13 protein-coding genes and 4 pseudogenes are annotated in these 13,708 nt (G+C 57.8%); 13 read left to right on the top strand and 4 right to left on the bottom strand.

Annotation, left to right across the window (positions count from 1 at the left end):
* Positions 1-203: 203 nt before the first annotated feature.
* Positions 204-407: pseudogene (locus HWY30_RS38790) on the bottom strand (reverse transcriptase domain-containing protein); the annotation flags it as partial.
* A gap of 228 nt (positions 408-635) precedes the next feature.
* Here HWY30_RS38790 and HWY30_RS38785 point away from each other — a divergent pair.
* Genes HWY30_RS38785 through HWY30_RS38765 form a run of 5 tightly spaced genes read left to right on the top strand, consistent with a single transcriptional unit; the run spans position 636 to position 3,586 of the window.
* Positions 636-788 (top strand): hypothetical protein, encoded by a 153-nt coding sequence (locus HWY30_RS38785; RefSeq protein ID WP_176079029.1) that lies wholly within the window; start codon positions 636-638, stop codon positions 786-788.
* Positions 785-1,552, top strand: a complete 768-nt coding sequence (locus tag HWY30_RS38780; RefSeq protein WP_167368783.1) for a response regulator — start codon at positions 785-787, stop codon at positions 1,550-1,552. The genes HWY30_RS38785 and HWY30_RS38780 overlap by 4 nt, the downstream gene beginning before the upstream one ends.
* Positions 1,549-2,181: a NodA family N-acyltransferase gene (locus HWY30_RS38775; RefSeq protein ID WP_090811363.1), complete on the top strand. Its 633-nt coding sequence runs from the start codon at positions 1,549-1,551 to the stop codon at positions 2,179-2,181. Before HWY30_RS38780 ends, HWY30_RS38775 begins: the two co-directional genes overlap by 4 nt.
* On the top strand, positions 2,178-2,870 hold the full coding sequence (gene nodB, locus HWY30_RS38770) for a chitooligosaccharide deacetylase NodB (RefSeq protein ID WP_090811365.1): 693 nt from the start codon (positions 2,178-2,180) through the stop codon (positions 2,868-2,870). Before HWY30_RS38775 ends, nodB begins: the two co-directional genes overlap by 4 nt.
* Before the next feature lie 20 nt (positions 2,871-2,890).
* Positions 2,891-3,586, top strand: a complete 696-nt coding sequence (locus HWY30_RS38765) for a glycosyltransferase family 2 protein (RefSeq protein WP_208524371.1) — start codon at positions 2,891-2,893, stop codon at positions 3,584-3,586.
* Positions 3,587-3,864: 278 nt separating this feature from the next.
* Here HWY30_RS38765 and HWY30_RS43225 read toward each other — a convergent pair whose 3' ends face one another.
* On the bottom strand, positions 3,865-4,242 hold the full coding sequence (locus HWY30_RS43225; RefSeq protein WP_425199431.1) for a hypothetical protein: 378 nt from the start codon (positions 4,240-4,242) through the stop codon (positions 3,865-3,867).
* 73 nt (positions 4,243-4,315) lie between these two features.
* On the opposite strand from HWY30_RS43225, the gene nifV reads away from it, so the two are divergent.
* The 5 genes and pseudogenes from nifV to HWY30_RS42265 form a co-directional block, all read left to right on the top strand.
* Positions 4,316-5,452 carry a homocitrate synthase gene (gene nifV, locus HWY30_RS38755; protein WP_090811367.1) on the top strand — a complete coding sequence of 379 codons (1,137 nt, stop codon included), beginning with the start codon at positions 4,316-4,318 and terminating at the stop codon, positions 5,450-5,452.
* 42 nt (positions 5,453-5,494) lie between these two features.
* Positions 5,495-5,851 (top strand): nitrogenase-stabilizing/protective protein NifW, encoded by a 357-nt coding sequence (gene nifW / locus HWY30_RS38750; RefSeq protein WP_090811369.1) that lies wholly within the window; start codon positions 5,495-5,497, stop codon positions 5,849-5,851.
* Between the two features lie 38 nt (positions 5,852-5,889).
* A pseudogene (locus HWY30_RS38745) lies at positions 5,890-6,018 on the top strand (electron transfer flavoprotein subunit alpha); the annotation flags it as partial.
* 165 nt (positions 6,019-6,183) lie between these two features.
* Positions 6,184-6,669, top strand: a complete 486-nt coding sequence (locus HWY30_RS38740) for a hypothetical protein (RefSeq protein ID WP_090811371.1) — start codon at positions 6,184-6,186, stop codon at positions 6,667-6,669.
* Positions 6,670-6,867: 198 nt separating this feature from the next.
* Positions 6,868-7,049: pseudogene (locus tag HWY30_RS42265) on the top strand (IS3-like element ISBvi4 family transposase); the annotation flags it as partial.
* A gap of 58 nt (positions 7,050-7,107) precedes the next feature.
* Here the strand turns inward: HWY30_RS42265 and HWY30_RS38730 are convergent.
* Positions 7,108-8,055, bottom strand: a complete 948-nt coding sequence (locus tag HWY30_RS38730; RefSeq protein WP_090811373.1) for a LysR family transcriptional regulator — start codon at positions 8,053-8,055, stop codon at positions 7,108-7,110.
* 514 nt (positions 8,056-8,569) lie between these two features.
* Between HWY30_RS38730 and HWY30_RS38720 the strand changes: the two genes are divergently transcribed.
* From HWY30_RS38720 to nodU, 3 genes are all read left to right on the top strand, one after another.
* Positions 8,570-10,582, top strand: coding sequence for a carbamoyltransferase family protein (locus HWY30_RS38720; RefSeq protein WP_176079028.1), 2,013 nt, complete (start codon positions 8,570-8,572; stop codon positions 10,580-10,582).
* Between the two features lie 192 nt (positions 10,583-10,774).
* A complete protein-coding gene (nodS, locus tag HWY30_RS38715) occupies positions 10,775-11,404 on the top strand; it encodes a nodulation methyltransferase NodS (protein ID WP_090811375.1) in 630 nt (209 codons plus the stop codon).
* 13 nt (positions 11,405-11,417) lie between these two features.
* Positions 11,418-13,139, top strand: a complete 1,722-nt coding sequence (gene nodU, locus HWY30_RS38710; protein WP_090811377.1) for a nodulation protein NodU — start codon at positions 11,418-11,420, stop codon at positions 13,137-13,139.
* A 205-nt stretch (positions 13,140-13,344) separates the two neighbouring features.
* Here nodU and HWY30_RS38705 read toward each other — a convergent pair.
* A pseudogene (locus HWY30_RS38705) lies at positions 13,345-13,580 on the bottom strand (transposase); the annotation flags it as partial.
* Between the last annotated feature and the right edge of the window lie 128 nt (positions 13,581-13,708).

The following is a 13,708-nucleotide window of genomic DNA, read 5'->3' as shown; positions in this document are numbered from 1 at the left end:
CTTCCCCTTGCCGGGTGTGCAGAGGACTTTCACCCCCAAGTCATCCGGCTCGCCACCACAGCGGGTCGGACAGCGCCAGTCACGGCGCTACGCGCCATGCCTGGCGCACCAAAAAAAGCCCTGCCGGGCTCTAGGTGCCAGCCATCCTCACTACCTCTATTGTTTTGGCAACCCCAAGTATCTTCACAGGCGCTGGGCCAGTAGCCGTCGTACTTGCGCACGTTCTGGCCAAGGAAATCGAAACCGTCTGCAATGTTCGTGATCCGGGTCTTCTCTTCCGAGCGCTCCAGACCTTGAGCGGCCATAAACTGCCTGACCGCCGGAAGCACCTCGAATTCGAGCACTTCTTTCGACATACCGGTCACAATAAAGTCATCGGCGTAGCGAACGACGTTGAGTTGGGCCTTGCTGCGTGCCGCCGCGGTGAGATCACGCTAGGTCATCAGAGCATCGAGCACGACGAGCAGATTTAGATCGAGGCCCTTGAAACGCATGATCCCAACTTATCCATAGTGTGGATGCGTTCCATCAAAACAATCGATTTTACGAAATGTACGGCATGGAGGATAGTGTTCCTGGTAAATCCATTTCAATTTCGCAAACCTGCTGGCGCCTTCGTCGTGCCGGGGTAGCGGATGAAGTGTGTCGTAGAACTGAGCGAAGCCGAGGAAATGACGTTGCAGCAGTTGTCGATCAATCACATGCATCGGGACACGCGCACGCGGCTCACGCATGGCGCAACAGCGGCGTGTCCGGCCCGATGGGCGGCCATAACGGTGGGCACATGAAGCACCACTGGCGACGCTTCATCACCTGGACGAAGGAAACCGCCGATGCCGAACTCGCTGAACTTTCTCGGCGGACATGGCACCAAATTTCAAGTCAATTTCTCGTGGACGCTCTCATGAATACTGTAGCAAAACGTCGGGCCGGAGAAATAGACTTTGGGCATATCAAGATGGTTGTCGATCTTTGCCCTGACTCCGAGAAAAATCCTCAGGTGTACGCCGAGCATCAACCGAGGCACATGTCCAATGCGGCCACGGTCTTCGGCGGCATGGGCAAGCTGGATCGCGCCGACACGACGCGACAAGCGTCTGGCAGGTCGCGTAGGCGCTTACTACCGGCAAAACTTCGCATAGTTCTCCAAACCCTTTCTATATCGGCCGCTTACCTTCGTACAGTTGAGGCAACCCTCGACTTCGGCTGGGCTTCGCGACAAATCGGGAGCAGCCGATTGCAGGTACCAAATGCTTCAGCGACCCGGCCAAATGGATCTCGTGTCAATCGCGGTCAGATCGTGCGGAAGATGCGGGGGAAGTCTTTGGTAGATCCGGTGCGAAAGGCACGCGCACTCGATGTAATCTCCATCGTGGAAGAGGTTCAATCGGTCCGTGAAGCGTTGACGGAAATACTCTTTTCTTCGGGCTTCATCGCAGAACTGTTCCAGAGTGCAGATGATTTCTTGAAATCGAACCGCTTTCTCAGCAAGTCCTTCGCGTCCGTCAGGTCCACCCTCAAAGGCCGGACGGCGCATAGGAGGCAGTCGTGAATTTGGCCGTGTCCACAGATAGAGGACCTCTCTCCGTGCGCTCTCAGGTGCGGTGGAGGCTGGTTTGGGAAAATGAGTTGCGACTCGCCGACCACATCGAACTGTCCGAGTTCTTCCGAAAGACCTACGGACCGACCGGGGCGTTTAATGCAAAACCATTCGAAGGCAATCACAGTTGGGCTGGTGCGAGGCCAGAGTTCCGTGCAATCGGCTACGACGCGCGCGGCGTAGCGGCTCATATCGGCGCACTGCGTCGTTTCATCAAGGTTGGCGCAGTCGATCTACTAGTGGCCGAACTAGGATTGTACGCGGTACGTCCGGATCTTGAGGGACTCGGAATCCCTCAATTAATGCGCGTGATGTATCCCGTGTTGCAGGAACTTGGCGTTCCATTTGGCTTCGGCACGGTTCGACACGCGTTGCGGCAACATATTGCAAGGCTGCTCGGCCGACCCGGTCTGGCGACTATTGTGTCTGGAGTTCGCGTGAGGTCGACCCTTCGAGAAGTGCATCTCGACACGCCGCCCACGCGCATCGAAGACGTACTCATTGTCGTCTTACCGATTGGACGGTCAATGAGCGATTGGCCGACCGGAACGATAATTGACCGGAACGGGCCAGAGCTGTGAGGCACTGCTTATCCGAAGCGCGCAGCGAGTGCGCTGACACCAACGGACGTCGCGACGTCTATTTGACGTTTGACGACGGCCCTAATCCACTTTGCACACCGGACGTCCTCGATGTGCTGGCGCAACACCGGGTGCCAGCGACTTTCTGCGTCATCGGCGCGTACGCAGCGGACCAGCCGAAGCTGATCCGACGGATGATCGCAGAAGGACACGAGGTCGCAAACCACTCGATGACTCATCCGGACCTGTCCAGATGCGAACCCACCGAAGTACAACAGGAAATACTAACGGCAAGCAGGGTCATCAGGATGGCGAGCCCGCGTGTTTCGCTGCGGTATATGCGTGCCCCGTATGGCATGTGGACCGAAGCAGTGCTCACTACGTCAGCGAGCGCTGGTCTGGCGCCCCTCCACTGGTCGGTAGACCCGCGAGACTGGTCTCGTCCCGGCGTGGACGCGATTGTCAGCGCAGTGCTGGCCTCTGTCCGGCCGGGTGCAATTGTGCTCTTGCACGACGGATGCCCTCCCGATGAGTTGGGACGATGCACTCACGCTGGTCGGCGCGAGCAGACCCTCATGGCGCTTTCCCTCATGATTCCAGCATTGCATGACCGGGGGTTTGCAATCCGATCGCTTCCTCAACCTGACCGGACAAACCAGACACCCTATGAACTTGCTTGGCGCAACTAGCACTGTCGCTGTCTCGTCTTATGCGCTCCGCGGTCCTTTTGCTGCTAGATCAGTACGAGACGCAACTTTTTCGCGGGAAGCCGAGCGACTTCGGCGAGGACCGTCATCTGACGATTCCCATGCTGACGGCAGGTTATCGGACCGAGTACGTTCCGGACGCCATCGCGGCGACAGTCGTTCCGGACAGACTGGGAGCGTATCTGCGCCAACAACTGCGCTGGGCGCGCAGTACGTATCGGGACACGTTGCTTTCGCTGCGCCTGCTGCCCTATCTAGATCGTTACCTTACGCTGGACGTGATCGGACTGAATCTGGGCTCGCTATTTCTCGCCTTATCGCTTCTAGCGGGGCTCGCGCAGCTCGCATTGACAGCGACAGTGCCGTGGTGGACTGCCCTGATAATCGCATCATTGACCATAATCCGCTGTAGGGTGGCATCGGTTCGCGCTCGCCAGATTCGATTTCTTGCCTTTTCTCTTCACACACCCATTAACCTCTTTCTCTTGCTCCCCCTGAAAGTCTATGCGCTGTGTACATTGAGCAATAGCGATTGGCTGTCACGGAGCGCTGCTGCCAACGTACCAAACGGGGGTGGAAACAGGCCGACACCGGAAACCCGAAGGCGGGACCGAACGCTACAGAATTTTCGGTATTGCGATGGCGCTTCGCGGAGCGGATCTTACGCGCGGTTCTTTGACGTTGGTGGTGGCATATGACGGCGTGTGTAGCGACGAGTGATCGTGCACGCCACTTATCTTAGATGCTATGAGACGATCGTGCTTTCCGTTGAATCTAGCAGTTGGTTTCTAAAATCCCTTACCGACTAACGATTTGTCCATCCGTCGACTCCGTAAAAACTGGGAGCTACTGAGCCTTACCGCAAGCAGCTCGGCACTTGCCCACCACCAGATTTTGCACGGAGAGGAAGATTCCCCTGTGAAACGTTGCCGCGCGGCAAAGCGTTCGTACCGCATCCGCATATAAACGTCTCAATCTAATGCACCATTACCTTGGGGGCCTGTAAAAATATTCGAAGGACATCACCCTCTTTCTGGCGCCCCACATCAACTCCTACAGGCGATTCCAGATCGGTACGTTCGCGCCGACCAAGGTCGCATGGAGCCAAGACAATCGGACGGTCGGTTTCCGCCTTTACGGCGAAGGCTCGGACGCCGTCCGCGTTGAGTGCCGCATTGGCGGTGCGGATCTGAATCCGTATCTCGCTTTTGCGGCCCTGATCGCGACGGGTCTTGCGGGCATCGAACGAGCCACCTCCAGCGCCGCCGCATTGTCCAAAACGTAACATTCGCGACACCAACAATCGGACGATGCACCGCCATAACCCGACATTGTGCCGGTCAACATCCCGCAAATTGTGCTCCGACTGTAGATGCTCGCTTGGCACAACGCTTGCGATCCATCGCCGACAACTCAAGAGACCTGACATGCTCAATCCGATCATCAATGACACGACACTTCGTGACGGCGAGCAGACCGCCGGCGTCGCGTTTCGCACCGAGGAAAAATGCGCGATCGCCGCCGCACTGTCGCAAGCCGGCGTGGCCGAACTCGAAATCGGAATTCCTGCCATGGGCGAAGACGAAATGGCGTGCATCGCTGCAATCGTCGACCTGAACCTCGACGCCCGCCTGATGGTTTGGGGGCGACTCACGGACGAGGATCTCACCGCGGCATTGCGCTGCGATGCCGATATCGTTCATCTCTCGGTTCCCGTTTCGGATATTCATTTGCAACACAAGCTGCGGCAGTCGCGCGGTTGGGTACTGGCGCAGATCGCACGCGTCGTCGACGAGGCAGCGAAAAACCATCCCAAGATTTCCCTGGGCATGGAAGACGCCTCGCGCGCGGATCCCTCATTTCTCATAGAAGTGGCTCAATGCGCGCAGCAGCACGGGGCCCAGCGCGTGCGCTTTGCCGACACTGTCGGTATCCTGGACCCCTTTAAGACCTTCTACGCCATTGCAGCGCTGCGCGTCGCCGTCGATCTGGAGATCGAAATCCATGCGCACGACGACCTCGGGCTCGCCACAGCCAACACACTGGCCGCCCTTGGGGCCGGCGCGACCCATGCGAGCACCACCGTCAACGGGTTGGGTGAGCGCGCCGGCAATGCAGCGCTGGAAGAAGTCGTGATGGGCGCGCGGCACCTGCTGCGACGAGACACTGGCGTCGACACCAGAGCGCTGCCCGACATTTCGTCGCTGGTCGAACAAGCCTCAGGCCGCGCAGTTTCCTTCAACAAGAGCATCATCGGTAGGAGCATCTTTACTCACGAGTCGGGCATTCATACCGACGGCCTCGCGAAGCACCCCACGACCTACGAGGGATTCGATCCAGCAGAGCTCGGCCGGCAACGGTCGACGATACTCGGGAAACATTCTGGATCTCAAAGTGTGCGTGAGGCCTACGACGCTCTAGGCGTGAGGGTGTCGGAGCGGCTCATCCCGCTCCTGCTTGCGCGCATCCGCTCTTTCGTCACGCAGTACAAGCAGGCGCCGAATGCAAGCGATCTGCGCCGCTTCCTGACCCAAGCCCACAGCACGCGGGTGAAGGTGTCGTGAGTATGGTGATGGCGGCCAAACTTGTCCAATAGAAGTAACGACATGCAAGAAGTTATCGAACAACTGCGTCACCTGTCGTCGGCCGAGGATTTCCTGCGATTCTTCGACATCGCATTCGACGAGAAGGTGGTGAACGTGAGCCGCCTGCACATCCTCAAGCGCTTCTTTCAGTATATCGGGCAACGGAAAGAACTGCCGCGTAACAACGCGACGGCCGTGCTCGCCGTCTATCGATGCTTACTGCAGAAGGCCTACAACGACTTCGTTGTATCCACGCCTGCGGAGCAAAAGGTCTTCAAAGCGTCCAGCCTGCGCGACGTGTCGCTGAAACTCGTGCACAAGATATTCGCTCGCGATCCGACATTGGAGGCGGACCTGTTGATGAAGAGGGCCTCATGAACTCGCCCGCTGCCTCGGAAAAGAAGCCGGCCGCGCCGGTCAACAAGTACCGCTGCGAGATTCTGCTGCTCGGTGCAACCTCGATGGCCCGGGATCTCGCCGGATCTGTCGCAACGACGCCCTTGACCGGCCTCACCGCCGACTGCACTGAGCTGAACATTGACCCGTAGTTGCCGCATTCTGTGCACGGACCATCACAACCTCGAATGGGCGTGTCCGCGCGGCGGGCATCGCATCCAGTTCAGGTTCGCGTAGACAAACACATCCATCGTCACATCGGCTTCCGAGCGCCGCAAAAGCGGCCGGACGCCTCACCATATCGGAGCAAATTGATGAATCTCATTACTGGTATCGAATCGACCGATCTCTTCGGCGGCAACGTTCCCTTCCCCGTGCTACAGCTGATCGAGAGAACCCGCGGCGGCAGCAATGACGATGTGGCCGCCGCGTTGTGGACTGCGGTCCTGTCGTACCCGCGCTGCCTGCCACCCTACTATCTGCTGTATAAGTTCCATGCGAACCGGGGTGAACTTGGCGAGGCGCAGGAGGTCGCGACCAAGGCTTTGGCGGTCGCCGCCCGGCAGGCGTCGCTCGACAGCGACTGGTGTGCGGTACAGCCGGGCGACACCGACTTCACCATTCCTGGTCCAGGCCGCTTCTGGCTCTTCACACTGAAGGCGCTCGCGTTCATCAGCGTGCGGCGCGGCGAGCGCACCGTTGCACTGAAGCTGATCGCCAAGCTGCGCAGGCTGGACCCGATCGATTGCATAGGCTTGGACGTCGTGGAAGCCTTGCTCGCACAGTCCGGATCCCAATAATCGCCGCCGGAAGATCAACTGACAGATCGACAATATGTCCCCGGCTTGGCTATGGCAGAACTCCATTGCAGTTCATGGTGATCGTTTCAGTAGTCAAAGCCGACGCTCACCGCACACTTCGCGCGGGCGCGCAGGCCATGCCGTGGACGTTTTTTCAGCGAGCCGTGGAAACCGGTAGCCCAGCGGTGCCGATAATTCGGCGTACATCCGATAAAGAGACTGCGTCGCAAGCAGGGGTCGCGTTGCAACCAGAGACGCAAATCAAGACAACAACCGGATTGACACACGGCTTGCCAGTCCCGCCGAACCTGCTCGATCAGGCGTTTGCCGTCACCGCGCCGAATGAGGCCTGGTGTGGCGATACACGGTATATCGCCACAAAACCCTCGAAACCCCACAAATCCATGCCGCAAAAACCTTGCTGAAAGATCCCATTTCCTAACTTGGCTGGATTGGTCTTCGCGTGGTCTTAGGCAGAGGAATCATGCGTGACGCCTCCTCCAATATTATCTCCCGCATCCAATTGCTTGCCGGATCACTGTTGTGAAGGGCAGACCATTGGACGGCCTCGGTGAATGCGGGACGTGGCAGCGGAAGTTCGACGATCCGCAGAGGCATCGTTTTTTCGAAATACTTGACCAGCCTTAAGGGCATCGTCCCTATACGGTCAGTGTTTAATAGCATAGGCGGGATCATGCTAAAGCTCGGCACGATGACCTCGTCCCGTCTCTTGAGACCGTGCTGAAGCAAAAACCATTCCTCGATGGAGGGCTGCCGCGCACGCCCGAACTTGACCACAACGTGCCCCATCGACATATATCTCTCGAATGTGAGCTGCCCTGATAGCTGCTGGTTCGTGCGGCAGCCTACGCACACGAGCGTCTCCTCGAACAGCTTCGCTTTAGGGTGCGCGCTCGACATGAAAAATTCCGGCAAGATAAGAAAATCGGCTTCGCCGCGCCGGAGAACCTCATCGGGGTCATCGGCAAGTGGCAGCAATTCGAAACTGACGGCGGGAGCTTCCCGTGCAATACGCTCCACGATCTTTCGAAAAAATACGACTGTCATGAAATCGGAAAGAATGATCCTGAAGCGGCGATCCGATTTGGCTGGGTTGAACACGTCCTGGGAAATAACGGAGAGCTGGATGTGCACCAGAGCCTCCCGGACTGGAGCAGCGAGCCCTTCTGCACGCGGTGTTGGGACAAGTTCCCGGCCCCTCATCGTAAATAGTTCGTCGCAGAAATAGGCGCGTAGCCTGGCGACGGCCGCGCTCATGGCCGGCTGGCTCAGGTTGATGCTGCGTGCCGCCGCAGTGAGGTTACGCTCGGTCATCAGAGCATCGAGCGCGACGAGGAGATTTAGATCGAGGCCCTTGAAACGCATGATCCCAACTTATCCATAGTGTGGATGTGTTCCATCAAGACAAACGATTTTACGAATTGTACGGCATGGAGGATAGTGTTCCTGGTAAATCCGATTGAATTTCGCAAACCTGCTGGCACCTTCGTGGTGCCGGGTAGTGGATGAAGTGTGTCGTAGAACTGAGCAAAGCCGAGGAAATGACGTTGCAGCAGTTGTCGATCAATCACATGCATCGGGAGCCATCCTCCCGAACCCGCCGCATGTTTGGCAACGATTGGGGATTTCCTCGGGGTTCCAGCGCTTCAGCTTTCTGGTCGCGCCATCCTTCGTCGCCAAGAAACGCGACCCTGGACCAAACGGTACAGAATTTTCATGAATTGCGGCGCCATTTTGCAGACGGACCCTACGCGAGATTCTTTGGGGCTGGTGACGTCTGACCGGTGTTCACAGCGGCGAGCGATACCCTACCTTACCTATGTGGTAGGGGTTCGAGTTTTGCCAATAGGGGCTTCCCACCACGATGAAGGAGAGAAACATGCTGTGCTTAGGAGTGAGCGGCGGGCTAGACAAAGTTCATGAAAATTCACTCGAACTGCCGAACACATTTCTGCACGACGGCGCTGCGGTGCTTGTCCGGGACGGACGCGTAATAGCGGCCGTCGAAGAGGAGCGCCTCAACCGGATCAAGCACTCTAACAAGTTCCCGAGCAGTTCAATTCAATACTGCCTCGCATCCGCAGGGATTCAGCTCAGCGATATCGACCACATCGCGTTTTACGCTACCGAGGCCTATTGCAACGTTATGCTCGAACGCCTGTTCCTGTCCCAGCCGAACATCTCCATTCCGGTGGATGCCAAGCTGTTTCTGCGTAACTTACTAATGCGGGAATTCGGTACCGAGGTCGATCCTTCGAGAGTCTCATTCGTGAGTCACCATCTGGCGCATGCCGTGAGCGCGTTTGCGATGTCTGGATTCGAGCAAAGTCTGATCCTCGCGGTCGATGGCGGCGGTGATTTCCTCTCGGGGCTCTTGGCGCTCGGATCTGGAACCGAAATTACGCAACTCGCGACTTTCGCAGAGCATAATTCTCTAGGGCTGTTTTATCTCGAAACAATCCGGTATCTCGGTTACGGCTTGTTCGACGAATACAAGGTCATGGGGCTTGCACCTTATGGGGATCCCGCTCCCTATCGCGGGCTCTTCGAGCAATTCTATCAACTGTCCGCCAACGGTGAGTACCGCGTCTACCTGGACCGCATCGGTCCGACGTTGCTCCGCAGCATCCAGGTCCGGCGAAAGGGAATGCCATTCACACAGCAGCATCGAGATGTGGGTGCTTCATTGCAGGAAGCGCTGGAGCGGATCGTGTTTCACATTCTCCGCCATCATCGCGAGGTCACCGGTATGAAGCGGCTGTGTATAGCCGGAGGAGTAGCTCATAACTGCACCATGAACGGTAAGCTGCTGTATTCGGGACTTTTCGAAGACATCTTCGTGCAGCCCGCAGCGCATGACGCCGGTTGCGCATTAGGCGCTGCCCTTATGATGTCAAGCGACTTCGGTCGGCCCGCGCCGCGTGAGCGATTGCAGGAGGTTTATTGGGGGCCCGATCTTGGGAGCGATCTGGTCGTGGAGCAAGAATTGAATGCGTGGGTCGGACACCTCCACGTTGAACGCAGTGATGACGTGGCAGGCAGAGCAGCGGACTGGATGGCCAATGGTGCCGTGATCGGCTGGGTGCAGGGTCGTTCGGAGTTCGGGCCACGCGCGCTTGGCAACCGCAGCATTCTTGCCGATCCCAGGCCGGCCGCAAACAAGGACCGGATCAACGCCATGGTCAAAAAGCGTGAGGGTTACCGACCGTTCGCGCCATCAGTGCTCGAGGACGATGCGCACGAATTTTTTGACCTCCCAGAGGGCACCCGCGAATTCCCTTTTATGAATTTTGTAGTTCGCGTGCGCGACTCCAAGCGTGCCTTGCTCGGCGCCATCACGCACATTGACGGTACAGCGCGGCTGCAAACAGTATCGCGCAAGACCAATCCCGCCTACTGGGAGGTTATTAATGCGTTCAAGAAGCGGACAGGAATCCCAATTCTGCTGAATACTTCCTTTAATAACAACGCTGAGCCGATCGTGGATTCGGTTGCAGACGCGATTGCCACATTTCTGACGACAGAGCTGGATGGACTTGTGGTCGGGCCGTTCCTCGTCAAAAAGCGGCCCGCAACGCAGGAACATTGGACTGCGCTCGCGGTTTCACTGCCGCCCTATGCATCGCTCTATCGAGTCCGCGCTCACACAGCGCGGGATCGTCAGGAGACGGTGTGCGAAATTCGCACCGGCGGCTCCAACTGTGACAGTGTGCGTATTTCACATGAGTTGTTCGATCTGCTGATGCGGATCGAAGGCGAAGCCGTGCTCGGACATCTTCTCGATACGATTACGCCTGAGCAGACTCGACGTGAAGCCCTCGTCGAGGAACTGCGCGGATTGTGGGAACAGCGTCGGGTTCGGCTACATCCCTCACGGGCGTTGTCACGGTAACGACGCGCCTCCAATGAGTTGCTGAAGATCTGAAACTAGGTAACAGCGCTCGCGAGCCATTTTTCTAGAACGTTAAGCAATAGCGTTTGGCCGCCGTGCAGTTCTTGTACCAACACGCCGGTGTCCAACGGAGCACCAGTCCCGGCCCAAGGTCCGGACACTTGCAGCGGCGCACCATAAAGGTAGGCGGAATTGACACATCAAACGAACTTCGAATTGCTGCGTCGGGAATTGGACGCAGACGATCCATGGCGGCTCGACAGCAATCCCTTTGAGCACGAGCGCCACAGGCAAATGCTTCGGATGGCACTTTCGCAGGGATCCGTCACAAATGCGCTCGAAGTCGGATGCGCAGGCGGAGCCTTCACGGAAAAATTGGCACCGCACTGCCAACGGCTCACCGTGATCGATATCGTGCCACACGCAATTGCCAGGACACGCGAACGGATGATGGACCCACCACACATCAATTGGATCGTCTCCGATGTCCAGCATTTTTCGACTGAGCAACAGTTCGATCTGGTCGTGGTGGCGGAGGTTCTCTATTACCTCGACGGCAGCGCCGAGGTGCGTGCGGCTGTCCGCAATTTAGCACGGATGCTTGCGCCCGGTGGACAGCTGGTTTTCGGATCGGCACATGACGCCAATTGCCGGCGATGGGGCCACATTGCCGGAGCCGAGACGGTCATAGCCATCCTGCAAGAAGAGCTGGTTGAAATCGATCGTTTGAGGTGCGTCGGTCAGTCGTTGAATGAAGACTGTCTGCTCGCCTGTTTTCGAAACGCGGCTTCGCCTTCGTGCGGACCAACTTACCAGCGTTAGGCCGGGAGATATTATGCGCATCTGTGGGATCAAACTGACGCACGACGGAGCGATCGCCCTTGTCGAGGATGGAAAACTGGTTTTTTGCGTGGAGCAGGAAAAGCGAGACAACAATCCGCGGTATCAGGCGATCGACGACCTCGACGCGATCGCGATCGCATTGGCCGAGCATGGTTTCGATGCGCACGATATCGACCAGTTTGTCATCGACGGCTGGGACGGAGTAGTCGAGTCGCAGTTTCGGGTCCTCAGTGGGTCGATTCCCGTCAGCCTGAAAGGGGCCCCTTATGCCGAACGCCGAGCCGATGATCTTCTCGCTTCGCTCGACGGCTCCGGATTGCTTGTCGGCGGCCAGTCCTTTCCTTATAAAAGCTATCCTCACGTGTCAGGCCATGTGGCCTCCGCGTACTGCACCAGTCCCTTTGCCCAAAGCGGGCAACCTGCATTCTGTTTGGTGTGGGATGGTGGCATCGTCCCACGCCTCTATCATGTAGAACGCCACCACGCCCGCCATGTTGACTGCCTGTTCCCCGTGATAGGTCACATCTACGCTGCGGCGGGTCATCACTTTGGTCCTTATAAGAAGCCGGGCGGCGCCCGGTGGGATCTGGGTGTGGCCGGCAAGCTGATGGCTTACATCGCGCTGGGCTCCGTTGACGAAGATATCGTTGAGGTATTTCGCGGGCTTTATCAGGCACGCTTTGCTGGCGACACGGAGTGTGCGCAAGCTTATCGCGAGAACATCCACAGCGCGGACGCGTCACTAGCGGCGGTAGGAGAGTTCTTCGAAGCAAGCGCGCTGCGACTGGAAGCCAAGCCGCCCGAAGACGTACTCGCCTCGTTCCATGTATTCCTAGAGCGTCTTCTCGTTCATGAAATGGGTATCGCGCTACAGCGCCATTCGATTGCGGGGCCGAAAAATTTGTGCATCGCTGGCGGATGCGGACTCAATATCAAATGGAACAGCGCCCTGCGCGCGAGCGGTTTGTTCGACGCAATCTGGGTGCCGCCGTTTCCCAACGATAGCGGGTCTGCGATTGGCGCCGCTTGTTGCGCGCTGGCAGCAGAGAAGGGCTTCGTGCCGCTGGAGTGGTCGGTATATAGCGGACCGGCCTTAAAAGGTTGCCAAGTACCGCCCGGATGGACGGCGTCTACTTGCTCCATTGCAGAACTCGCCAGCATACTCGCCAGTAGCAAGCCCGTCATTTTCCTTGCCGGCCGGGCCGAGCTCGGACCACGAGCATTGGGGGGCAGAAGCATTCTGGCCGCCGCGACTTCGCCCACAATGAAGGATCATCTCAACGACATCAAGTTTCGAGAGCACTTCCGTCCCGTGGCGCCAATTTGCCTTGAGGATCGTGCGCCGACCATTTTTAGCCCGGGGAGCCCTGATCCCTATATGTTGTTCGATCATCAGACGCGCGCGGAATGGCGAGAAAAAATCCCTGCCGTCGTGCATCTCGACGGATCTGCCCGATTGCAGACCATGTCAAGAACTTCCGAGCATCCGGTGGCGCAACTTCTGGTCGAATACGAAAAGCTGACGGGTATTCCGTTGCTCTGCAACACGAGCGCCAACTATCACGGACGAGGTTTCTTCCCGGACGCTGCTTCAGCCTGTGCGTGGGGACGCGTCGAACGTGTGTGGTGCGATGGTTTGTTACTGACCAGGACTGGTCTGTCGCCGTCAGTCGACGAAACACTTTTCGCTACGTCGCCGTTCGAAGATTGCTGACGTTGCAGCTCAGTGGTCAGTACGACGCGGTCAATTGTCCCGGCAGCTCGCTCTATCGCTACGGTCCGAAGACGATCAGCCGGCCTCCCTTGGCTCGATTTTCGCAAGCACTTATCCCGGGCGGAGGTTGCTCATCGACGCGCGGAACCTCGATGCCATCCTCGGAAACTTGGCATCTTCTTCAAAATGCAGTGGGTAATGGGGCTCACGGGGCGTGCGGGTTAAAGCTGGAGAAATCCAGCTTGCCGGCGATGAGAAAGAGGACGGTGCGCATCGTCGTGAAGCGCGTGTCACCGCGAGCCTTGCGCTTGGCAGCTTGAAACAAGCTTTGATGACCTCGATGAAGCCGTTGGTGTGGCGGGTCTGAGTCCAGGCGACGATGCCATCGAAGTGCTGGCGAATCATTCGCGCCACTTCCTTCATCGGCGTAAGCACCTCGCGACGGCCGTCCGCAACGCGGCGCCCGCGTGAGGCATGATCGGGAATCGGGTTACGTGTCAGCAGACGCCGATGGGCCAGACTGCCGAGGCAGCTTCGTGGCCACGTTCCAGGGCAACAGTTCGTCGATG

Origin of the sequence: Paraburkholderia tuberum STM678 (assembly GCF_902833905.1) — a bacterium.
GTDB lineage: Bacteria > Pseudomonadota > Gammaproteobacteria > Burkholderiales > Burkholderiaceae > Paraburkholderia > Paraburkholderia tuberum.
Note: the sequence above shows the minus strand (reverse complement) of the source record. Positions and strands in the feature narration are given on the sequence as shown.

Excerpts from the sequence above, each read along its gene's own strand:
- HWY30_RS38780 (WP_167368783.1), top strand. The coding sequence starts at position 785 with ATGAAGCACCACTGGCGACGCTTCATCACCTGGACGAAGGAAACCGCC.
- HWY30_RS38765 (WP_208524371.1), top strand. The coding sequence starts at position 2,891 with ATGCGCTCCGCGGTCCTTTTGCTGCTAGATCAGTACGAGACGCAACTT.
- HWY30_RS38720 (WP_176079028.1), top strand. The coding sequence starts at position 8,570 with ATGCTGTGCTTAGGAGTGAGCGGCGGGCTAGACAAAGTTCATGAAAAT.
- nodU (WP_090811377.1), top strand. The coding sequence starts at position 11,418 with ATGCGCATCTGTGGGATCAAACTGACGCACGACGGAGCGATCGCCCTT.
- HWY30_RS38730 (WP_090811373.1), bottom strand. The coding sequence starts at position 8,055 with ATGCGTTTCAAGGGCCTCGATCTAAATCTCCTCGTCGCGCTCGATGCT.
- nifV (WP_090811367.1), top strand. The coding sequence starts at position 4,316 with ATGCTCAATCCGATCATCAATGACACGACACTTCGTGACGGCGAGCAG.
- HWY30_RS38785 (WP_176079029.1), top strand. The coding sequence starts at position 636 with ATGAAGTGTGTCGTAGAACTGAGCGAAGCCGAGGAAATGACGTTGCAG.
- nifW (WP_090811369.1), top strand. The coding sequence starts at position 5,495 with ATGCAAGAAGTTATCGAACAACTGCGTCACCTGTCGTCGGCCGAGGAT.
- HWY30_RS38740 (WP_090811371.1), top strand. The coding sequence starts at position 6,184 with ATGAATCTCATTACTGGTATCGAATCGACCGATCTCTTCGGCGGCAAC.